The sequence below is a fragment of the Microbispora bryophytorum genome (assembly GCF_006874465.1).
In the GTDB taxonomy this organism is placed as follows: domain Bacteria; phylum Actinomycetota; class Actinomycetes; order Streptosporangiales; family Streptosporangiaceae; genus Microbispora; species Microbispora bryophytorum.
Genome location: NZ_VIRL01000002.1, coordinates 291,694 through 311,933, shown reverse-complemented (window position 1 = coordinate 311,933; position 20,240 = coordinate 291,694). Strand labels below are relative to the sequence as shown.

General features: G+C 71.5%; 22 protein-coding genes. 9 read left to right on the top strand and 13 right to left on the bottom strand.

Going from position 1 to position 20,240, the window contains the following annotated elements; genetic code table 11:
• The first annotated feature begins 2 nt into the window (after positions 1–2).
• Positions 3–713, top strand: a complete 711-nt coding sequence (locus FLX07_RS05720; RefSeq protein ID WP_167748147.1) for a response regulator — start codon at positions 3–5, stop codon at positions 711–713.
• Positions 714–846: 133 nt separating this feature from the next.
• A complete protein-coding gene (locus FLX07_RS05715) occupies positions 847–1,044 on the top strand; it encodes a hypothetical protein (RefSeq protein ID WP_142568380.1) in 198 nt (65 codons plus the stop codon).
• Between the two features lie 87 nt (positions 1,045–1,131).
• On the opposite strand, the gene FLX07_RS05710 is transcribed toward FLX07_RS05715, so the two are convergent.
• The 3 genes from FLX07_RS05710 to FLX07_RS05700 all read right to left on the bottom strand — a co-directional run bounded on the left by FLX07_RS05710 (position 1,132) and on the right by FLX07_RS05700 (position 4,901).
• Positions 1,132–1,755: a TetR/AcrR family transcriptional regulator gene (locus FLX07_RS05710; RefSeq protein WP_142568379.1), complete on the bottom strand. Its 624-nt coding sequence runs from the start codon at positions 1,753–1,755 to the stop codon at positions 1,132–1,134.
• Positions 1,756–1,762: 7 nt separating this feature from the next.
• Complete coding sequence (locus FLX07_RS05705; RefSeq protein ID WP_142568378.1) at positions 1,763–3,325, bottom strand: MFS transporter; 1,563 nt, start codon at positions 3,323–3,325, stop codon at positions 1,763–1,765.
• Between the two features lie 352 nt (positions 3,326–3,677).
• Positions 3,678–4,901, bottom strand: a complete 1,224-nt coding sequence (locus FLX07_RS05700) for an MFS transporter (RefSeq protein WP_142568377.1) — start codon at positions 4,899–4,901, stop codon at positions 3,678–3,680.
• Positions 4,902–5,102: 201 nt separating this feature from the next.
• On the opposite strand from FLX07_RS05700, the gene panB reads away from it, so the two are divergent.
• Complete coding sequence (panB, locus tag FLX07_RS05695; protein WP_142568376.1) at positions 5,103–5,948, top strand: 3-methyl-2-oxobutanoate hydroxymethyltransferase; 846 nt, start codon at positions 5,103–5,105, stop codon at positions 5,946–5,948.
• A gap of 66 nt (positions 5,949–6,014) precedes the next feature.
• Here the strand turns inward: panB and FLX07_RS05690 are convergent, their stop codons facing one another.
• On the bottom strand, positions 6,015–7,193 hold the full coding sequence (locus tag FLX07_RS05690) for a trans-sulfuration enzyme family protein (RefSeq protein WP_142568375.1): 1,179 nt from the start codon (positions 7,191–7,193) through the stop codon (positions 6,015–6,017).
• Between the two features lie 112 nt (positions 7,194–7,305).
• On the opposite strand from FLX07_RS05690, the gene FLX07_RS05685 reads away from it, so the two are divergent.
• Entirely contained in the window at positions 7,306–7,986 is a 681-nt protein-coding gene (locus tag FLX07_RS05685; RefSeq protein WP_142568374.1) for an alpha/beta hydrolase, read from the top strand.
• Between the two features lie 36 nt (positions 7,987–8,022).
• On the opposite strand, the gene FLX07_RS05680 is transcribed toward FLX07_RS05685, so the two are convergent.
• The 5 genes from FLX07_RS05680 to FLX07_RS05660 form a co-directional block, all read right to left on the bottom strand.
• Positions 8,023–9,318 carry an esterase-like activity of phytase family protein gene (locus tag FLX07_RS05680; RefSeq protein ID WP_229689627.1) on the bottom strand — a complete coding sequence of 432 codons (1,296 nt, stop codon included), beginning with the start codon at positions 9,316–9,318 and terminating at the stop codon, positions 8,023–8,025.
• A gap of 86 nt (positions 9,319–9,404) precedes the next feature.
• Positions 9,405–10,076, bottom strand: coding sequence for an NADPH-dependent F420 reductase (gene npdG, locus FLX07_RS05675; protein ID WP_142568373.1), 672 nt, complete (start codon positions 10,074–10,076; stop codon positions 9,405–9,407).
• 75 nt (positions 10,077–10,151) lie between these two features.
• Complete coding sequence (locus FLX07_RS05670) at positions 10,152–10,934, bottom strand: ABC transporter permease (RefSeq protein WP_142568372.1); 783 nt, start codon at positions 10,932–10,934, stop codon at positions 10,152–10,154.
• Positions 10,931–11,695: an ABC transporter permease gene (locus FLX07_RS05665; protein WP_142568371.1), complete on the bottom strand. Its 765-nt coding sequence runs from the start codon at positions 11,693–11,695 to the stop codon at positions 10,931–10,933. Before FLX07_RS05665 ends, FLX07_RS05670 begins: the two co-directional genes overlap by 4 nt.
• Complete coding sequence (locus FLX07_RS05660; protein ID WP_142568370.1) at positions 11,692–12,393, bottom strand: ABC transporter ATP-binding protein; 702 nt, start codon at positions 12,391–12,393, stop codon at positions 11,692–11,694. Before FLX07_RS05660 ends, FLX07_RS05665 begins: the two co-directional genes overlap by 4 nt.
• Before the next feature lie 131 nt (positions 12,394–12,524).
• Between FLX07_RS05660 and FLX07_RS05655 the strand changes: the two genes are divergently transcribed.
• Complete coding sequence (locus FLX07_RS05655; protein ID WP_142568369.1) at positions 12,525–13,379, top strand: sensor histidine kinase; 855 nt, start codon at positions 12,525–12,527, stop codon at positions 13,377–13,379.
• A complete protein-coding gene (locus FLX07_RS05650) occupies positions 13,376–14,050 on the top strand; it encodes a response regulator transcription factor (RefSeq protein WP_142568368.1) in 675 nt (224 codons plus the stop codon). Before FLX07_RS05655 ends, FLX07_RS05650 begins: the two co-directional genes overlap by 4 nt.
• Positions 14,051–14,131: 81 nt before the next feature.
• On the opposite strand, the gene FLX07_RS05645 is transcribed toward FLX07_RS05650, so the two are convergent.
• Positions 14,132–15,280: a lipase family protein gene (locus FLX07_RS05645; protein WP_208762091.1), complete on the bottom strand. Its 1,149-nt coding sequence runs from the start codon at positions 15,278–15,280 to the stop codon at positions 14,132–14,134.
• A gap of 130 nt (positions 15,281–15,410) precedes the next feature.
• Here FLX07_RS05645 and FLX07_RS05640 point away from each other — a divergent pair, with 130 nt between their 5' ends.
• A complete protein-coding gene (locus tag FLX07_RS05640; RefSeq protein ID WP_189104941.1) occupies positions 15,411–15,989 on the top strand; it encodes a hypothetical protein in 579 nt (192 codons plus the stop codon).
• Between the two features lie 132 nt (positions 15,990–16,121).
• Positions 16,122–16,424, top strand: a complete 303-nt coding sequence (locus FLX07_RS05635) for a CBU_0592 family membrane protein (protein ID WP_189104940.1) — start codon at positions 16,122–16,124, stop codon at positions 16,422–16,424.
• 95 nt (positions 16,425–16,519) lie between these two features.
• Here the strand turns inward: FLX07_RS05635 and FLX07_RS05630 are convergent, their stop codons facing one another.
• Complete coding sequence (locus FLX07_RS05630; RefSeq protein WP_223852875.1) at positions 16,520–16,696, bottom strand: hypothetical protein; 177 nt, start codon at positions 16,694–16,696, stop codon at positions 16,520–16,522.
• A gap of 43 nt (positions 16,697–16,739) precedes the next feature.
• Between FLX07_RS05630 and map the strand changes: the two genes are divergently transcribed.
• Positions 16,740–17,588: a type I methionyl aminopeptidase gene (gene map, locus FLX07_RS05625; RefSeq protein WP_142568366.1), complete on the top strand. Its 849-nt coding sequence runs from the start codon at positions 16,740–16,742 to the stop codon at positions 17,586–17,588.
• A 76-nt stretch (positions 17,589–17,664) separates the two neighbouring features.
• Here map and FLX07_RS05620 read toward each other — a convergent pair whose 3' ends face one another.
• Together FLX07_RS05620 and FLX07_RS05615 are read right to left on the bottom strand one after the other, a co-directional pair.
• Complete coding sequence (locus tag FLX07_RS05620) at positions 17,665–19,659, bottom strand: bifunctional copper resistance protein CopD/cytochrome c oxidase assembly protein (RefSeq protein WP_229689626.1); 1,995 nt, start codon at positions 19,657–19,659, stop codon at positions 17,665–17,667.
• Entirely contained in the window at positions 19,656–20,228 is a 573-nt protein-coding gene (locus FLX07_RS05615) for a copper resistance CopC family protein (RefSeq protein ID WP_142568365.1), read from the bottom strand. Before FLX07_RS05615 ends, FLX07_RS05620 begins: the two co-directional genes overlap by 4 nt.
• Positions 20,229–20,240 lie beyond the last annotated feature (12 nt).

Below are 20,240 nucleotides of genomic sequence, written 5' to 3'. Positions count from 1 at the left end.
GCGTGACGCCGATCCGCGTCGTGGTGGCCGACGACCATCTGGTCGTCCGCACCGGCTTCGCCGAACTGCTGGGCAGCCAGCAGGACTTCGTCGTCGTCGCGACCGCGTCAGACGGGGCGCAGGCGGTCCGGACATGCCGAGAGCTGCGCCCCGACGTCGTCGTCATGGACATCCGCATGCCGGTCATGGACGGCATCGAGGCCACCCGACGGCTCACCGGTTCCGGAACACGGGTCCTCATCCTGACGACCTTCGACCTGGACGAGTACGTCTACGACGCGCTGCGCGCCGGAGCCGGCGGCTTCCTACTCAAGGACGTCACCGCCGAGCGTCTCTTCGACGCGGTCCGCGTCGTGGCGGCGGGCGACGCGCTGCTGGCCCCCTCGATCACCCGCCGCCTCATCGCCGAGTTCGCCCGATTCCGGCCGACGCCCGAGCCCGCCGTCCCGGCCGCGCTCACCCCGCGTGAGACGCAGGTGCTACGGCTGGTGGCCGAGGGGCTGTCCAACGCCGAGATAGCCACCCGGTTGACCGTCACCGAGGAGACGGTCAAGACGCACGTGAGCCGGGTGCTGGGCAAGCTCGGCCTGCGCGACCGGACCCAGGCCGTCGTCATGGCGTACGAGACCGGACTGGTCGTTCCCCGCTCCACCGCCGCTCCGGGTCATGAGGGTCGCGGCACGCCGGGGCCAGGCTTCGCGGACCGCCCCTGACCTGCGACACCGGCCCACTGATGCGCTCGACGCGGGTCTGGAACAGGCAGGCCCGGAACGAGAAAGCCGTGACCGGTGCCGGCAGGCGTCCGGCACCGGTCACGGGGATATCGGAGAGGTCATAGGAGACGGCGTGGTCGGCGAACGGCCGCCCGCCCTCGCGTCCATTCCCGCCAGTGGTACCCGGCTCTCCCGAGGATGCTCCGCGCCGTTCCGCGCGCAGCGCACGACGGCGACGGCGGCGACCAGGGCGGGGGCGTCGCCCGCGCACGGCCTCGCCGCGGTCCGTACGACCGTCGGCCGCACGGACCAGGTCACGGCCCGGAGGTGAAGGGCCGCATCGCGGCTCGGGGGTGGGGAGCCGGGTCACAGCTCGGGGGCGGAGGGACAGGTCACGGCTCGGGGGTGAAGGGACGGGTCACGACTCGGAGGGGCGGGGGCGGAAGCCCTTGAGCGCCTCGTCGACGATCCGCTCGGGAAGGTCGGCCTGGGAGTCGCCGGCGTGGGACCACTTCGTGAGCCAGATCATCGCCCCGCTGAGGAGCGCCAGCGCCATGTCGATGTCGAGGTCCGCGCGCAGTTCCCCGGTCTCCATGCCGCGCCGCAGAACCGCCGACACCACCGCCCTGCGCGGCTCCACGGCCAGCTCGCGGAACCGCTCCGCCAGCCGGGGATGCCGCTCCGAGTCGCTCATGGCGATGTTCATGATGCAGCGGGTGCGGTGATGGCGGGACTCCTCCTGGATCACTCGGAGGTAGGTCACCAGGTCGTCTCGCACGGTCGCGCCCTGCGGCAGCGGGATCGGCGGCTTGAGCGTCGCCAGCGCGTCCACCACCAGGTCTTCCTTGTTGGACCACCTGCGGTAGATCGTGGTCTTCCCGACACCGGCGCGGCTGGCGATCGACTCGATGGACAGCTCCGACACGCCGATGCCCTCGCCGAGCAGTTCGAGAGTGGCCTCGATGATCGACCGTTCCGCCTTCTCGCTGCGCGGGCGGCCCGCCGGGCGGGCCACCCCCTCAGCCGTCTGCTGCGTCTTCATGACGAGTTCACACTACCGCCGCTTCCTTGTCGGTTTCAGCCTTGGTGATCGCGGCGTCCGGCGAAGCCTTGCCCGGCATCCAGCGGGCCACCACGAGAGTGCCGACGAGGGCGACGAAGGCCGATCCGAGGGCCGCCAGGTGGATGCCCGAGACGAACGCGGCGTTCGCGGCGTCGAGCAGGCTCGCGCCCTGCGCGCCCAGGTTGCCGGCGACGCCGGCCGCGCCCGAGATGGACTCGGTCACGACGTGGCGGAGCTGCTCCGGCAGTGCGGCGACCTTGCCCTCCATGTCGCTGCGGTAGCTGGCGGACAGGATCGCGCCCAGGATGGCGATGCCCAGCGTGCCGCCGACCTGCCGGACGACGTTGCTCATCGAGGAGCCCACGCCGGCCTTCTCGCGCGGCAGCGCGTTCATGATGGCCGTGGTCGCCGGGGGCATGATGTTGGCCATCGCGGCGCCCTGGACGAAGCCGAGAGCCAGCAGGATCCAGATCGGGGTGTCCACCTGCACGAAGGCGTAGCACGCCAGGGCCAGCGTGATGACCAGCATGGCCACCGTGCCGACGGCGCGGGCGCCGTACTTCTGCACCATGCGCGCGCTCTGCGGCGCGAAGATCAGCTGAGCGGCCGCGAACGGCAGCACGAGCGCCCCCGACTGCAGCGGCGAGTAGTTCCGGACGATCTGCCAGTAGAAGGCCAGGAAGAACATCACGCCCATGGCCGCGAAGAACACGAGGCCGACGGTGGCGATCGCGGTGGAGAAGCCGGCGTTGCGGAAGTTGCGCACGTCGAACGCGGGGTGGGCGATCCGGCTTTCGTACCAGACGAACGCGGCGAGGATCGCGAGGCCCAGCAGCGTCGGCACGAGGACCGAGGCGTCGGCGACGGTGCCGAGGTCGCTGATCCGGACGATGCCGTAGACGAGGCTGATCAGGCCGAGGATGGACAGCAGCACGCCGACCGGGTCGAGACCGGACTTGTTCGGGTCCTTGGAGTCGGGCACGATCCCGGCGATCAGCGCGAGGCCGATGATCACGATGGGCACGTTGACGAGGAAGACCGAGCCCCACCAGAAGTGCTCCAGCAGCAGGCCCCCCGTGATCGGGCCGATCGCCACGGCGATGCCGACGCCGCCGGCCCAGATGCCGATCGCCTTGCCCCGCTCGTGGATCGGGAAGACGTTCGAGATGATCGCCAGCGTGGCCGGCATGATGGCGGCGCCGCCGAGGCCCATCAGGGCCCTCGCCGCGATGAGCTGCATCGGGTCCTGCGCGTACGCGCTGGCCAGGGAGGCCAGGCCGAACAGGACCATGCCGACCATGAGCATCCGCTTACGCCCGTAGCGGTCGCCCAGCACCCCGAAGGTGAACAGCAGGCCGGCGAACACCAGGGTGTAGGAGTTCATCGCCCATTCGAGCTCGCTCTGGGTCGCGCCCAAACCGTGGACGGGATCGGCGATCGTCTTGATCGCCACGTTGAGGATGGTGTTGTCGAGGACGACGGCCAGCAGGCTGAACACCATCACGCCGAGGACCTGCCATCGGCGTGGGTGGCCTGTGTGAGCTTCCACGGATTTCCCCCATGATTTCGATACGACCGAGTTTCGCAACGCAAGCGTAGCGTTGGTCATTTCGATACGCAACGGGACCGTTTCATAATCATCTTCGGTGCCGCCGTATGTGCTGGTCAGTGGGCAATATGACGCTCGGCCGAAGTGTGGGGCCCGCGCTCCGCTCGTCCCGATTCCCGCGCCTTCCGGCGTACGGGGACCTCGCAGCGCCTCGCACGGCCACCCGGAGCGGGCGGCGGACACCCCCTCGCACGACGGCCCCCGGGGGACAGTCGCGCGCCCCTTGTACATCCACGCGGGGGCCGGTTCTATTCCCGCTCCGGGACGGGATTCAATCCCGTGTGACCCGGTTTCAGTCCGCGGCGGGGGCGGACAGGGCCGCCGTGCTCGATCCGGCCGGGGTGAGAACGGCCCCCGGAGCATCCGGCCTGACCAGGGCGACGAGCAGAGCCAGCGCGACGCCGACCGCTCCGGACACGGCGAAGGCCCAGGCGGGGCCGTGGGCGTCCAGGAGCCCGCCGGCGAGGGGCCCGGCCAGAGCCCCTCCGATCGTCAGCGACGTGCCGTGCAGGCCCATCGCCTCACCCCGCGCCGCCGCCGGGACGCGCCGGTTGACGGCGTCCACGGTGGACGACAGCGCCGGGGCGCACAGCAGCCCGGCCGGCACCAGCGCCAGGCACAGCCAGCCCCAGCCCCCGCCGACCAGGCCCACGGGCGCGGTCAGCACCGCCAGGCCGCCCGCGAGCGCCACGGGCGGCAGCCCCCGCGGGAGCGCCCCGTACACGAAGCCGCCGACGAGCGAGAACGCGCACCACAGCGCGAGGACCAGCCCGGTCCAGAGGGTCGCTCCGTCGGCCTTGAGCATCGCCACGACGCTCAACTCGGTCGTGGTGAGCACGAAGGTGAGCCCGGACACCAGGAAGAGCAGGGCCAGCAGGCCCGGCCGCAGCCACTGCCGCCGGGGAACGGCCCCCTCGTGCCCCGCGTCCTCCTCGGCCGACCGTGTGGGCGGGTTGAGCAGGTACAGCGCCACTCCCGAGCCGGCCAGACCGGCGGCCACGCCGTACATCGTCGCGGTGCTGCCGAACGCCGTCACGCTCGCGACGGCGAGGGCCGGGCCGACCATGTACGACAACTCCACGCCCATCGAGTCGAGGGCGAAGCCGGTCTGGTGGTTCTCCGCCGGCACCATCGCGGCCACGCACTGCCGGATGGTCCCGAACACCGGCTGGCTGAACAGCCCGCCGATCAGCGCGCCCGGCAGCAGCACGGCGTACGGCATCGCCGGCGCCGCGCACCACAGGCACAGTTGCACGATGGTCGTCACGGCCATCACCGGCCGCAGCCCGCGCCGGTCGACGAGCCGGCCGACGAGAGGCGAGCCGATCGCGGCGCCCGCCATGGAGGCGGTGCCGACCAGGCCTGCCTGGAAGAAGCCCAGCTTCTGGTCGTTCACCACGTGCAGGGTCAGCGTCATGCCGGTGCCGGTGAGGGGAATTCTCGCGATCATGCCGACCAGCAGCAACGCCCGCACGCCCGGCAGGGCGAGCACCCGCCGGTAACGATCAAAAGCCATTGTGGTTCCTTACCTCCGCACGGCATTGTGCCGGGTGCCTCCGACATTCGCGCGCCCGGGTCGCCTCGTTCGTCCCTTTAGTCCCACTGGTCGAAGCCCAGGATTACGGCGCCCGTATGGGGGTGTTCCAGCCCATGTCCGCATGCGATGATCTGACTGTCCGGGGACGCCACAGGGGCGCCACGAGGCCAGGAGGTAGCCATGTCCTCTGTTTCCGTTGTGTCCACGCCCGCCCTCTACGGCGGGGCCGCGGGACGCAGGGTCACCGTCCGCGACATCGCGGCGGCCAAGGAGCGCCACGAGAAGTGGCCGATGGTGACGGCGTACGACGCGATGACCGCGAGAGTGTTCGACGAGGCGGGCATCCCGGTGATGCTCGTGGGCGACTCGGCCGCCATGGTCGTCTACGGCTACGACTCGACGCTGCCCGTCACGGTCGACGACCTCATCCCGCTCACCGCCGCGGTCGTACGCGGCTCGTCGCGGGCGATGGTCGTGGCCGACCTGCCGTTCGGTTCCTACCAGGCCTCACCGCAGCAGGCCCTGGAGACCGCGGCCCGCTTCATGAAGGAGGCCGGCGCGCACGCCGTCAAGCTGGAGGGCGGCCACCGGGTCCTCCCGCAGGTGGAGATGCTCGTGTCGGCCGGCATCCCGGTCATGGCCCACCTCGGGCTGACCCCCCAGTCGGTCAACGCGTTCGGCGGCTATCGGGTGCAGGGCCGCGGCCAGGCGGGTGACGAGCTCATGGCCGACGCCAAGGCGCTGGAGCACGCGGGCGCCTTCGCCGTCGTGCTGGAGTGCGTCCCCGCCGACCTCGCCCAGCGGGTCACCACGTCGCTGAGCATCCCCACGATCGGCATCGGAGCAGGTCCGCACACCGACGCGCAGGTGCTCGTCTGGCAGGACCTGATGGGCCTGACCCCGCAGCCCGCGAAGTTCGTGAAGAAGTACTTCGACCTGGCCGGGGAGATGGACCGGGCGATCCGCGCGTACGCCGACGAGGTCGTCTCCGGCGTCTTCCCCAGGCCCGAGCACAGCTACCGCTGACGCCCGGCGGGCGGCCGCGGCGTCGCGCGGCGGCCGCCCCTGACCGGCGTCACCTACGGGGGTGCCTCAGATCGCGTCGAGCGCCTGGGCGAAGTCGGCCCACAGGTCCTCGGCGTGCTCGATGCCCACGGCCACCCGGACCGTCCCCTCGCCGATGCCCGCCGCAGCCAGGCCCTCGGCGCTCACCGAACGGTGCGACGTGGTGGCCGGGTGGAGGATCAGCGTCTCCACGCCGCCGAGCGAGGGCGCGAGCAGCGCGAGCCGCACGTTGCGCATGAACGCCTCGCCGGCGGGACGCCCTGCGGCGAGGTCGAAGGAGAACACGCCGCCGAAGTCGGGCAGGAGCTTCGCCGCGAGCTCGTGCGACGGGTGCGACGGCAGGCCCGGCCAGTGGACCGCGGCCACGGCCGGATGGCCGGCGAGCCGCGTCGCGAGCACGCGGGCGTTGGCGCAGTGGCGCTCCATCCGCAGCGGCAGCGTCTGCATCCCCCGCAGGGTCAGCCACGCGGCGAACGGGTCGGCCGTCGCGCCGAGCTCCACCGAGTAGGACCACACCCTGCGATACACCTCATCGGAGGCGAACACGGCGATCCCGCCGACGACGTCGGTGTGCCCGGACAGGTACTTGGTGACGGAGTGCACCACGATGTCCGCGCCGTGCTCGATGGGACGGCACAGGATCGGCGAGGCGAAGGTGTTGTCGACCACGGTGAGGATCCCGGCCTCGCGCGCCGCCGCGCACATCCCCGGCAGGTCGGCGACCTGCGTCATCGGGTTGGCGATGGTCTCCAGATACAGCAGCTTCGTCGTGGGCCGCACGGCGGCGCGTACGGCCGCGGGGTCGTCCTCCGGCACGCGGGTGACCTCGACGCCGAAACGCTCCGCCAGGTCGGCCAGCGTCTGCGCGGTGGCACCGTAGAGCGCCGACTGGGCGATCACGTGGTCGCCCGACTTCAGCAGGCCGAGCAGCACGGCGTTGATCGCGCCCATGCCCGAGCCGGTGGCGACGGCGGCCACGCCGCCCTCCAGGCCGGCGACCGCCTCCTCCAGCGCGCGCACGGTGGGGTTGGAGAGCCGGCCATAGACGTACGCCCCGTCGGGCCGCCCCATGCCGTCGGCGAAGACCGCCGGGTCGTCGAAGACGAATCCCGACGTCTGATAGATCGGCATGGAGATCGGCGTGCTGGTCTCCGGCGTGGGCCGGGGCAGGTGGACGACGCGCGTCTCAGGATGCAGGGAGCTCATGCCGTCCAGAATGAACCAAAAAGGCCGCTCTTGTCAGATTGGCGCCTCGCGACCGGTTACGCGCCGAGCGGAGAACGGTCCCGGCCCCGCCGTCCATGGCGAGGATGAGGGAGTGGATGTCAGCTTCCTGCTCGTACACAGCCCCTCCGTCGGCCCCTCGACCTGGACCCCGGTCGCCGAGATCCTGCGGGCGCGCGGGCACACCGCCGTGATTCCCCCGCTGACCGACGTGACGGCCGGTCCGCCGCCCTACTGGCCGAGAGTGGTGAGCGAGGTGGTGGCGAGCGCACCCCGCGGGCCGCTGGCCGTCGTGGCGCACAGCAACGCCGGGCTGTTCGTGCCGCTGATCGCGCAGGCCCTCGCCGGGCAGGTCGCCGCGTGCCTGTTCGTCGACGCCGCCCTGCCGCCGCGCAGGGGCGCGTGCCAGGCGGCGGAGCCGGAGCACCTCGCCTTCCTGCGCGGGCTCGCCGACGACGCGGGCGTCCTGCCCCGCTGGACCGACTGGTGGCCCGAGGACGACGTCGCCGCCCTCCTGCCCGACCCGGTGGTCCGCCAGGTGGTCGTGGCCGAGCAGGCGCGGCTGCCCCTCGCGTACTACCTGGAGGAGATCCCGGTGCCCGCCCGATGGGACCACCTCAGGAGCGGCTATCTGTGGTTCGCGGACGCGTACGCCACCCTCGCCCACGAGGCCGGGGAGCGCGGCTGGCCGGTCGCCCGCGTCCCCGGCGAGCACCTGCACCAGCTCGTCGCCCCCGAGGCGGTGGCCGACTGGCTGCTCGCGAGCGCCGCGTAGCCGCGCCCGCGAGCGGGTGCCCGCAGTGGGCCGCGCTCAGCGGGCGTCGAGCGCGCGAGCGAGCCGGACGACGACGAGGCGGTTGGGCACGCCGCTGTCCACCAGCCTGCCGTCGGGGCCGAAGTCGCCGAGGCCGAAATCGTTGTCGTTGGCCAGCGCGATCGTGTGCGGGTCGAGCACCGCCAGCCCCTCGATCTTGCCGGGCAGCGACGGCACCAGCGCGTTCGGCTCCAGCACGAGCGACTTGGCGGGCAGCCTGAGGCCGGACGCGCCGGTCAGCTCCTCCAACGACGGGCTGGTCTCCGGGTCGTCGTACGGCCCGCCGAGCAGGTTCGTCGCCTTCTTCAGGTCGATGGAGTACACCCGCGCGACGTTGTCGGTGCGCTCGTCCACGAGCAGGCGGTCCCGCCCGGCGTACGCGAGGCCGGAGATCTTCATCTCGCTCTGGTCGCCGTTCACCTTCGGATCGAAGGTCGTGACGTCCTCGAACTGGTACGGATACTCCCCCGTCACCTTCCGGCTGCGCAGGTCGAAGGTGAGGATGCGCCCGAACCGCGACTTCTTCGCGGCCTGTTTGCCGGGGTTGGCCAGCGGGCTCTGCACGGCCAGGTACAGCGTGCGCTGGTCGGACGAGATCGCGAGGCCCTCGAACCCGCGGTTCTGCTGACGGCTCGCCAGGATCGCGGGCAGCGTCTCCTTCACCGGGTAGTCCGCGCCCGTCAGCCCAAGCCCCGCGGGGACGTGCCGCTCCAGCACCCGGCCGTCCGGCGACACCCGCACCAACGACGGGCCGTACTCGTCGACCAGCCAGAAGTCGCCGTCGCGGGTGCGCACGAGATCCTCGACGTCCAGCCCGCTCGGGTTGTACGGCAGAACCGTGCGGGCGTCCCAGGTGTAGGGCGTCTCGTCGTGCCCTGCCTGGTTCGACAGACCGGTCACGGACCGGCCGGAGGCGCCGACGATCGGAATGTACTGCTTGATCTTCGCCGTGCCGCGCGCGAGGGCGACCCGGACGATCGCCGGGGCGAACTCGGGCACCGGGAAGGTCCGGCGCTTCTCCCCGTCAACGGTCGGCTGGCCGTTCGGGCCGCGGTCGGTGACGAGCCAGAACTCCCCTGCCGGGCCGGCCGGGAACAGGCCGCTGCCGACGCCGCCGAGCCGCACGCCGCGGTCGTCCGCGATGGTCGGCTGCACCTGCTTCAGCGCGGGGGCGGGGAGCGTGACGTCGGCGACGACGACGGGGCCCTTGGCCGGGCCGGCGGCGGCCGTACCGGTGGTGGTGAGGGTGAGCGCGGCGGCGATCGCCAGACCGGCGGAGACGTGACGTAGCACTGGATACCTTTCAGACAGCGACGACAGCGCCCGAAGGTAGTGAACGACCACGTCTCCGACGTGACGATCAGATGAAGCGCGGGTGGCTAGACGTCGGTCACCCGGATACCGGCGTGGGCCTTGTATCGGCGGTTGACCGAGATCAGGTTCGCCGTGAACGCCTCGACCTGGTGGGCGTTGCGCAGCCGGCCCGCGTAGACGCCGCGTGCGCCGGGGATGCGGCCGGCGAGCGCGCGTACGACGTCGGTGGCCTCGCGGTCGTCGCCGAGCACGAGCACGTCGAGGTCGATCTCGGCCACCGACGGGTCGAGCAGCAGCACCGCCGACACGTGGTGGAAGGCCGCGACCACCCGGCTGCCGGTCAGCACCGCCGCCGCCTGCTGCGCCGCGCTGCCCTCCTCCACCGGCAGCGCGTACGCCCCCTGCTTGTCGAAGCCGAGCGGGTTGACGCAGTCCACCACGATCTTGCCGGTGAGCGGCTCGCGCAGGGACTCCAGCAGGGCCTTGTGCCCCTCCCAGGGCACCGCGACGATCACGACGTCCGCCTCGGCCGCCACCTCGGCGTTCGCGGCCCCGCGTACGCCCATCTCACGCGCCGCCTCCTGGGCGCGCTCGGCGCTGCGCGAGCCGATCAGCACGGTGTGCCCGGCCAGCGAGAACCGGCGGGCCAGTCCCTTGCCCTGGTCTCCGGTCCCGCCCAGGATGCCGATGGTCAGCGCGGAGACGTCGGGCAGGTCTACGGAGGTGTGCTCAGCCATGGGTCAGATCATGCCAGCAGGCCGGCGCCATGAGCCCTCGGGGGCGTCCCCGCCACGATGTCCGCCGATTGGGTGTCACACGTCCCATCGGCGGTATCCGAGCACGCCGGCGGCGATCAGGACGGCAGTCCAGGCCACGAGCAGCAGGGCACCCTGCGCCGGCGTCACCGCGCCTGCGTCGCCGGCCGACGGAAACCGCGCCGACGGAAACCACATGGCGAATCCGGCGCTGTCCGGGAGGTACTTCGCCGCAGGGACATGGTCGCGCAGGAGCGGTCCGGCGACGAAGAGATACCCCAGCAGGACGACGACCGCCGCAAGAGTCCGGCGCACGAGCGCACCGACGGCGGCGCTGATCAACGTCGTGAGCGCGAGATACGCGGTCACACCGATCAGTGCCCCCGCGACGTGACCTGAGGTCACCGGCGCGGCGGTGCCACCGAGCACACCGGCCGTGAGCACGACTCCGGACGCAGCCGTGCTCGCCGCCGCGGGAAACACGACGATCGCCAACGCGAGGTGCTTGGCGGTGAGCTGAAGGGCGCGGCGGGGCATCGCGGTCAGAGTGGTGCGGATCTGCCCGCCGGTGTACTCGGAGCAGGCGGCCAGGACGCCGAGGATGACGAAACCGGCCTGCGCGTAGCCGATCGACGCCAGTCCGATGTCGACGGCGCTCTTGGTGCCGGTGGAACCCTGAAGGCCGGCGGTCGTGAACGCGGTCGCGAGGATCAGATTCACCACCAGAGTGCCTCCGAGCGTCAGCCAGGTCGCCGGTAGAGACACGAGTTTCGACAGCTCCGCCGCGAGCGCCTGGGCTCCTTCCCGGCCACGGGTGCGAGTCGCCGGGGGGACCGTCATGCGTCCCTCCGCGTGAACGAGATCGCGGCGACCACGAGCAGCACCGCCACCCAGGCGGTCATCACCAGTCCTCCGGTGAGCGGGCTCATCTCGGCGGTGCTGCCGGGGAGCTTCCGGATGAACATACGGACTCCGGCCATGTCGGGCAGATAGTTCGCCAGCGGTGTGATCTTGGTCAGCAGGTAGGTGACGGAGACGACCGACGTGTTCGCGATGAGCACCGCGAGCGGAACGACCCCGTGGCGGGTGAGCACGGTGATCCCGGAGGCGAGGAGCGCGGTGCACACCCAGTAGCAGACGACACCGGCCAGCCGCGGAACGTCGTCCGCTCCCATTGCCGGGGTGTGCTCGCCGAGCACCACGTGGATGACGCCCATGGTGGTCCCCGACGCGATGATCGCGAGTACCGCGCCGGTGATCGCCACTGCGGCGACCTTCGCGAGCAGGAACCGGAGCCGGGAGGGAACGGCGGTCAGGCTGGTGGTGATCTGACGCCCGCCTCCGGACTCCGCGCTCTCGGTGAAGTGCTCACTGCTGATGGCGACGACACCGAGGATGATCGCGCCGACCACGCCGAACGCCAGTTCCTGATATCCGGTGTCGGCCCCCGCGACGGTCGCGGCGCCGCGGGCGATCGCGCCGCGGGTCGACGACGCGGTGATCGCGGCGACGACGCCCGGCACGAGCACCCCGGCCGCCGCCGCGATCCACGCCGCCGGCAACGAGGCGAGCTTCGAGACCTCCGCGGCGAGCGCCCTCATGGTGCACCCGTGGTGAGGGCGAAGAACGCGTCCTCAAGGGTGCGGTGGGAGCCGGTGACCTCGTCGAGGGTGCCGTCCGCCACGACCGTGCCCTCGTTGACGACCACGACGTCGTCCACTGTGGCCGCGAGCTCCTCCATCAGGTGGCTGGACAGCAGCACGGTCCGGCCGGACGCGGCGCGTTCGCGCAGGAGGGTCCTGATCCACCGGATGCCGTCCGGGTCCAGCCCGTTCACCGGCTCGTCCAGGACCAGAATCTCCGGGTCGCCGAGCAGCGCCGCCGCCAGCCCGAGGCGACGCCCCATGCCCAGGGAGTAGCCGCCGACCCGCTTCGACGCGGCGTTCGTCAGGCCCACGATCTCGAGCACCTCGTCGACGCGCGCACGCGGCAGTCCCGCGGAGCGGGCCACCCACCGCAGGTGCGCCCGGCCCGTCCGCGCCCGATGCGCGCCGGAGCCGTCCAGCACGGCCCCGACCGTGGCGAGCGGATTGCGAAGCTTCACGAACGGGACGGAACCGATGAGCGCCGTGCCGGAGGTGGCCCGATCCAGGCCCAGCAGAACGCGCAGTGTGGAGCTTTTGCCCGCGCCGTTCGGGCCGAGGAGCCCGGTCACCCTCCCGGGGCGGGCCTGGAAGCTGATGCCGCTCAGAATCGTTCTGGAACCCCGCCGCTTGACGAGGTCGTCGATCGTAATCACCTCCACATCTGAACGCGGAGCATCACCTCCGGTCATCGGACCGGCGACCGGACTCGGATTCGCGGCTCGGACCCAGATCTCTCGGACCCTGGTCCGATGCGCCGTCCGGGGCGCGTCCGTAGATTTGGAGCATGGGGGCCGATCAAGCACTTCCGAGTCGCGGGCGGCGAGTCTGGCCACCGGCCATCGCCGTTCACGTCGTCCTGTTACTCGTCCTTCTCTCGGTCAACCGCGGAGGGCGGGCCGCGGTCGTTCTCCCCGTCGTCATCGCCGCGCTGGCGTTGGCGGTCACCGTGTGGGCGGCGTTCCACGCGCGCCGGCAGCGCATCGCGTACGAAGCGCGGATCGCCGCGTGGGCCGGTGAGCGCGCGGCACAGGCGGAACGGCTCCGAATCGCGCGCGAGCTGCACGACATCGTCTCCCACGGCCTCGGCCTGATCACTGTCCGCGCGAGCGCGGCACGCTATCCCGGCACCGGGGACGACCCCTCTGCGGCGCTGTCGGACATCGAGCGCATCGGACGGCAGACCACGACGGAGCTACGCCGCATGCTCAACGTGCTGCGTGACTCGACTGGCACGACCGCGCCTCTGCGGCCCGCGGAATCCCTTCACGACCTGCCGGCCATCATCGAGGACGCCGAAAGGGCGGGCCCGGCCGTCACCCTCAAGCTCGGCGAGATCGACGACATCAGCTCCGGGGCACAGCTCGCGGTCTGTTCCATCGTGCGCGAAGCCCTAACGAACACCGCTCGGCACGCCGGACCGACCAGCGCGAACGTGTACGTCCGCCGCGACGGCGACTGGATCGTCACGAGCGTCTGGGACGAAGGCCCGGTGGACGGATGGACCCCGCACCCGGGAGCCGGGCACGGAATCGAGGGGCTGAGGGAACGCGTCACCGCGATCGGCGGGACCTTCGACGCCGAACACGCCGACAACGGCTTTCGCGTCACCGCCCGTATTCCCGAGGCCGGAATGTCATGAACGACGGCGGAACCTCGATTCGCGTCGTCATCGCCGACGACCAGCCCCTGCTGCGCCACAGCCTCGCCGCCGTCATCAACGCCAATCACGACATGACGGTCGTCGGCGAGGCGGGCACCGGCGATGAGGTCGTCGGGCTCAGCGCCGAACTGCGTCCCGACGTCGTGCTCATGGACATCCGGATGCCGGGCACCGATGGAATCGCGGCCACCCGCCGCGTCACGACCGGCGCAGGAACCGGATCCGTGAAGGTCATCGTGCTCACGATGTTCGAGCTCGACGAGTACGTCCGCGCCGCCCTCCACGCCGGCGCCAGCGGCTTCCTCCTCAAGGATTCCCACCCCGACGCCCTCCTTGACGCGATCCGCCGGACTCATCGGGGCGAATCGCCGTTCGCCCCGAAGGTCCTCACCCGCATGATCGAGGCGTACATCGCGCAGCCGGCGCGCGCGAAGCCGGCGCGCCTGGACGCTCTCACCGCGCGGGAGACCGAGGTCCTCACCCTGGTCGGCCACGGGCTCTCCAACGACGAGATCGCGGCGCGGCTCACGATCTCGATCAAAACCGTCAAGACCCACATCGGCAACCTGCTGAGCAAGCTCCAGGCACGAAATCGCGCGCACCTCGTCATCGCGGCCTACGAGGGCGACCTCGTCCACTCGGCTCGCTGAAGCGCGCGGGCGATCGGCGTCATGGCCACCCGCCCGGCGTTCCGCGCCCGAGGAGCGCGCCGGCCGTGGTTTCCGGGGCGCTCAGCAGTTCGGAATCGCGGGGAGGCCGGCGACGCGGGTGGCCAGCCACGCGACCGCCGGCGGGCCGCCCTCGACCGCGCCGAGCACGTGGCTGCCGGCCGGCAGGCCGGTCCACAGGACGTTCGCGCCCTGAGCGCAGTATTCCTTGCGCAGGGTTGTGCCCACCTCGTACGGGATGATCTCGTCGCCCGTCGCGTGGTAGAGGAACAGCGGCACCCGCGGCGCGGACGCGCCGAGGCGGTTCTCGGCGAGACGGGCCCGCCAGTCCGGCAGATTCAGCACGTCGGCGGTGGTGAATTCTGCCAGCCGCCGCCCGCCTAATTTCGCCCGCAGGTCGCCCACGCAGTCGTCGCGGGCGTCGCCGAACAGCGTCGCGCCTTCGGGGGTCAGGTAGCCGTCCAGGTGCAATTCGGGATAGGCGGCGTCCAGCCCGATGCCGGCGGCCGCGGCGAGCCCGAAGTCGCCGGTGCCGTCCAGGTGGTCGGCCACGGCCCGCAGGTCGGCCGGCACCCCGCCCGCCGCGACGCCCTTGAGCCGCAGCTCGGGCGCGTACGACGGCTGGAGCTGGGCGGCCCAGGCCGCCGACGACCCGCCCTGCGAGTAGCCCATGACCACGACGGGGGCGGCGGCGGACAGGTTCGCGCCCGGCACCCGCGCCGCCGCCCTGATGGAGTCGAGCACGGCGCGCCCCTGGGACAGGCCCGCCATGTAGGTGTGGTCGCCTGGCGTGCCGAGACCCTCGTAGTCGGTCACCGCGACGGCCCAGCCCTTGAGCAGCATCAGGCTCATGATGGCCAGCTCGGCCTCGGTGCCTCCCGCCATGGCGGCCGACGGGGCGCACTGGTCGCCCATGCCGTGCGTGCCGACCGCGTACCCCGCTATGGGCCGCTTGCCGAGGGGATAGGGAGTGCCGGGCACGAGCAGGGTGCCCGAGACGACGTTCGGCCGCCCGGTGGCGGATGTGGATCGGTAGCGGAGGTGCCAGGCCTTCACCGGCACCTCCAGCAGCTTGCCGGGCACGAGGTAGACCGTCGTACGGCTCGCTTCGACGACGGCGCCGGCGGAGGTCGCGCGTGCGGTGCCGGTGAGCGCGGGCAGCAGCAGGAGAGCCCCGATCATGGACAGGGTGGCACGAACGCGAAGGTTCATGAAGCCGCCTTCCGGCTGTTGGATCACGTTCCGTACTCGGCACCGCCGACCGATCGTCACGTGTTGGTAACGGTGTGTCAAGGACCGATTGGCGGGACTTCATGCGCTCGTGTCAGGCACCATGACGTTCATGGACGCCGCATCGGTGAACCTCTTGCGCGAGGTGCTCGCCTCCACGGGATGGCTCGAACGCACCCGGGAGCTCGGCCTGGCCCTGCGGGCCACCCGGTCACCCGGGGGGCTCCTCGTCGTCGGCACCCCCGAGGACGAGCCGTGGCACGTCACCGCCCACCTCGCCGACGAGGCTCAGGTGTCGGGGCTCGCCCAGCTCTCCCCCACTCTGGTCCGCTGGGCGCCGCCGCCCGGCGCGCCCGCCCATCTGCGGGTAGGGATGGAGCGCCTGCGCGGCACCGGCAGGGGCGAGACGGTGTTCGTGGTCGCCGAGCAGCGGGCGCCCGTGCCCCTGCTGGAGCGGGTGGACGACGCCCGCCGCAGCGGCGCCACGATCCTCGCCGTCGACGGCGGCGACCCCGAGCTGGAGTCGCTGGCCCACGACGCGATCGCCGTGCCGGCCAAGGGGGCCGTCCTGAGCTTCGACGCGGCGCAGCACCTGGTGAGCAGCGCGGCCGGGGAGGTGCGGCAGCTCGGCCTGCGGGAACGCCTCGCCCGCCTGGCCGAACGGATCACCGGCCCGCACGTGAGCGACTGAGCGAACGGCGCCCGGCGTCGGTATCGATGCAGGAGACCTTATCTTCGGATCAAGAATGCTTCACTTGCTCTTCACTCTCCAAGGGCAGGATCATCGCACCATGACCATTTGTGCGGACGGCGAGCCGTCCTGATGTCCACCTTCATCACGATCATCGGCACCGCGGGCGCGGTCGTCCTCCTGCTGGCGTACGCGATGGTGTCTTCCGGCAGGATGTCCGCGGACGGGCTGACCTACCAACTGCTCAACTTCGGCGGGGCGGCCACCTTGATGATCAACAGCGCGTACCACTCGGCCTGGCCCTCGGCGATCCTCAACCTGGTGTGGAGCGGCATCGGCGTGTGGACGCTCAGCCGGTTCGTCGCCCGCCGCGCCACGGCCCGGCGACACACGGCCGAGCCCGCCCCGGCCCCTGCCCCGGCCCATGGACAGTGAGACAGGGCACGCTGAGATCCGGGGCAGGTGAGGCAGGGAGAACCGGGCCCGGGGAGAGACTCCTGAGGGCCGGGCCCGGGAAGAGGGTCAGGGGATCAGTCGTCCCAGTCCTTGTCCTGCTCCTTCCAGCGCTCGTTGCGCTCGGCCGCCGTCTGCAGAGCGTGGGCGGCGGCGTCGCGGGTGTCGTAGGGGCCGAGCCGGTCCTTGTTCGGGCAGCCCTTCTCGGGCTCGACGCTCATGTGCTTCAGACAGAACCACCATTGATCGCTCACGTCCTCAATCGTGCCCCCTTCACACGCAACTAGACTTGCCCGCATGACCACGCTGCTCCGCCCCGGGCGGATCTCGCCCATCCGTAAGGTTCCCGCCAACATCCCCCGGCCCGAGTACGTGGGGAAGGCCGAGCCCAAGAAGGGCGACAGCGACATCCAGACTCCCGAGACCATCGAGAAGATGCGGATCGCGGGCCGGATCGCCGCGCAGGCGCTGGAGGAGGTCGGCAGGCACGCCGCCCCCGGCGTGACCACCGACGAACTCGACCGCATCGGGCACGAGTTCCTCTGCGACCACGGCGCCTACCCCTCGACGCTCGGCTACCGCGGCTACCCGAAGTCGCTGTGCACCTCGATCAACGAGGTGATCTGCCACGGCATCCCGGACGACACCGTGCTGCGCGACGGTGACATCGTCAACGTGGACATCACGGCCTTCATCGGCGGCGTGCACGGTGACACCGACGCCACCTACCTGGTGGGGGAGGTCGACGAGGAGTCCCGCCTGCTGGTCGAGCGGACCCGCGAGGCGATGATGCGGGCGATCAAGGCCGTCGCGCCGGGCCGCCAGCTCAACATCGTCGGCCGGGTGATCGAGGCGTACGCCAAGCGTTTCGGCTACGGCGTCGTCCGCGACTTCACCGGGCACGGCATCGCGACCTCGTTCCACTCCGGGCTCATCGTCCCCCACTACGACGACCCCTCGCTGTCGGTGACCCTGGTGCCGGGGATGACGTTCACGATCGAGCCGATGCTCACGCTCGGCACGATTGACTACGAGATCTGGCCCGACAAGTGGACCGCGGTGACCAAGGACCGCAAGCGGACCGCGCAGTTCGAGCACACGATCGTCGTGACCGAGACGGGTCACGAGATTCTCACTCTGCCGTAGCAGCTTCAGGAGCCGGCGGACCGCCCGGCCCGGGTGTTCCGTGCCCGGCGCGCGAGCTTCGGGACGGCGGGGCGGTCTACTCGGCGGCCCTGTCCCGCTTGTTCAACTTCGCCAGGTAGTCGTTGTAGGAGTCCAGCTCCGCGTCCCCGGTGCCGCCGGATCTGGCGGCCGCGGCGTCGGCCCGGCGGTCGGCCCGGCGCGCGACGCGCTCGTCGTCGCGCCACCACTGAAAGCCGAGCGCGAGCAGCACGATCAGTGTGGGGATCTCGCCGAAGGCCCAGGCGATTCCGCCGCCGGTCTGCTGGTCGATCAGCGCGGAGGCGCCCCAGGTGCGCCCGAGTTGGTCGTAGTAACCGGACGCGAGCACCGTGCCCATGCTCATCAGGGCGATCCCGAAGAACGCGTGGAACGGCATGGTCACCATGAGCAGCAGCAGCCGCCCGTAGTAGGGCAGCTTGTACGGCGCCGGGTCCACGCCGATGATCACCCAGAAGAACAGGGAGCCGCTCAGCAGGAAGTGCACGGTCATCGCGATGTGACCGAGGTGCTCCTCCATCGCCGCGGCGAACAGCGGGGTGAAGTACAGGGCGAAGGTCGACACCACGAAGATCGAGGTCGCGATGGCGGGGTGGCTGACGAACTTCATCACCCTGCTGTGCAGGATCACCGTGAGCCACTCGCGCGGGCCCCGGTCGCCCCGGCGGGTGGCGGGCTTGACGGCGCGCAGCGCCAGCGTGACCGGAGCGCCCAGCACCAGGAAGATCGGGACCAGCATCGACAGGACCATGTGCTCGGTCATGTGCACGCTGAACAGCACGGGCGAGTAACGCGCGATGCCGCTCTGCGTGCTGAGCACGAGGATGACGACGCCGAGGTACCAGCTGACCGTGCGGCCCACAGGCCACCGGTCGCCCCGGCGGGCCAGCCGCACGACGCCCGCGCCGTACAGACCGGCCATGACGACGGCGAGCACGGCGAAGAACAGGTCGAACCACCACAGTGTCAGCAGGTTCGCGAGCGTCAGCGGCGGCGGGACCAGATAGCCGAGCAGCTCGAAGGCCCGGTCGACCGGCGTGTCGACGGGCGGCGGGGCGGTCCGGGACAGCGCCACGGCGAGGCCGATCGTCGCCCCCATGACCAGGACCTCGCCGAGGGCGAGGCGGAGGAAGGCGTGCGGCTCCCCCGCCGACAGCCTCGGCAGCGTACGGCCGCGGTGGCGCCAGCCGACGAGCCCGAGCACGGTGAACGCGACGATCTTGGCCAGCAGGAGCAGGCCGTAGTTCGAGGTGAACAGCTCGCCGATCGAGGTGAGGCGCGAGGCGGCGGCGGCGAGCCCGGAGACGCCGACCCCGGCGAAGCACCACAGCGCCATCCGGGAGAAGCGCGCGGCGGCGACGTCCAGGAGCGGCTGCCCGCGCAGCGCGTGCACGCAGACCACCCCGAGGCCGCCCACCCACAGCGCGAGGAAGAGCAGGTGCATGGCGACCGAGGTGGTGGCCAGCCCGTGGTTGGGCGAGGAGGAGGAGTGCCCGGTGAGCGCGGGCGGCAGCAGCGTCACGAGCGCGAAGACCAGCAGGCCCCCGGCGGCGCCCGCTGTGATCGCGCCCCGGGCGAACAGCGCGATGGCGACGGCGAACAGCACAACCAGGGTCAGCGCGATGCCCTGCGGCACCTGGCTGGCGTAGCTGGTGAGCTCGTTGCCGGCGAGGATCTGCCCCACCGGCGCGCCGAGGGTCTCCGACAGGCTGAAGACCAGCGCCACCGCCGCGGCGACCGCCCAGGCCAGCGCCGACCATGACGCGCCCTTCACGTAACTCTGCGCCTGCTTGCCGAGCAGGCCCTTGTCATTCGGCAGGAACCCCGCGGCCGCCGCGAGCAGGCCGACGGTCAGGACGCCGGAGACGTCCATCGCGAGCTTCGACAGCGGCAGCATCCAGCGGGTCAGGGTGCCCTCGTCGGGCAGGCCGGGGATGATCCGCGGCGTCGCGGCGCCACCGAGCACCATCGCGATGACGAGTGCGCCGACGGCCGCGCAGAGCGCCGCGGCGGTCAGGCGCACCGCCCTGTTCACGGCTTCTTCCGCAGGCTCAGGAACATCCCGATGCCGATGCCGGCGATCCCGAAGATCACCGCCCAGATCCACCCGGGGACGCCCCCCTGCCCGCCGTCATCGGCCTGCGCCGCGGGCGCCGCCGCAGGCGCGGCGGCCGCCGGCGCGGATGCCGCCGGCGGGTCGCCGGGAGCCGCCGCCGAGGTCGCCGCCCCCACGGACTGGTCGCCGACGACGGTGAACGGGATCTCCCCCTCGAGCGGGTGCCCGTCGGGAGAGACCACCCGCCAGGCGATCGTATAGCGACCTGGAGGAACCGGCTCGGTCACCGCCTCGGTGACCTTGGGCCCGTCGACGACCGGCTCGCCTTTCTCGTAGCTTTTGCCGTCCTCACCGCGGACGACCACGACCGGGAACTGGACGGAGTCCGCGAATTCGAGCGTGACCTTTTGCAAGGTCTTGACCTGCGCGTTCTTCTGCGGGTCGCTACTCTTGAGCGAGGTGTGCGCCTGAGCCGGCAGGGCCGGCGCGACACATAGCAGGAGAGCCGCCACGAGCGCGGCGAAGGCGGCGAGGAAGGGTGTCTTCATGGCACCTCCCAG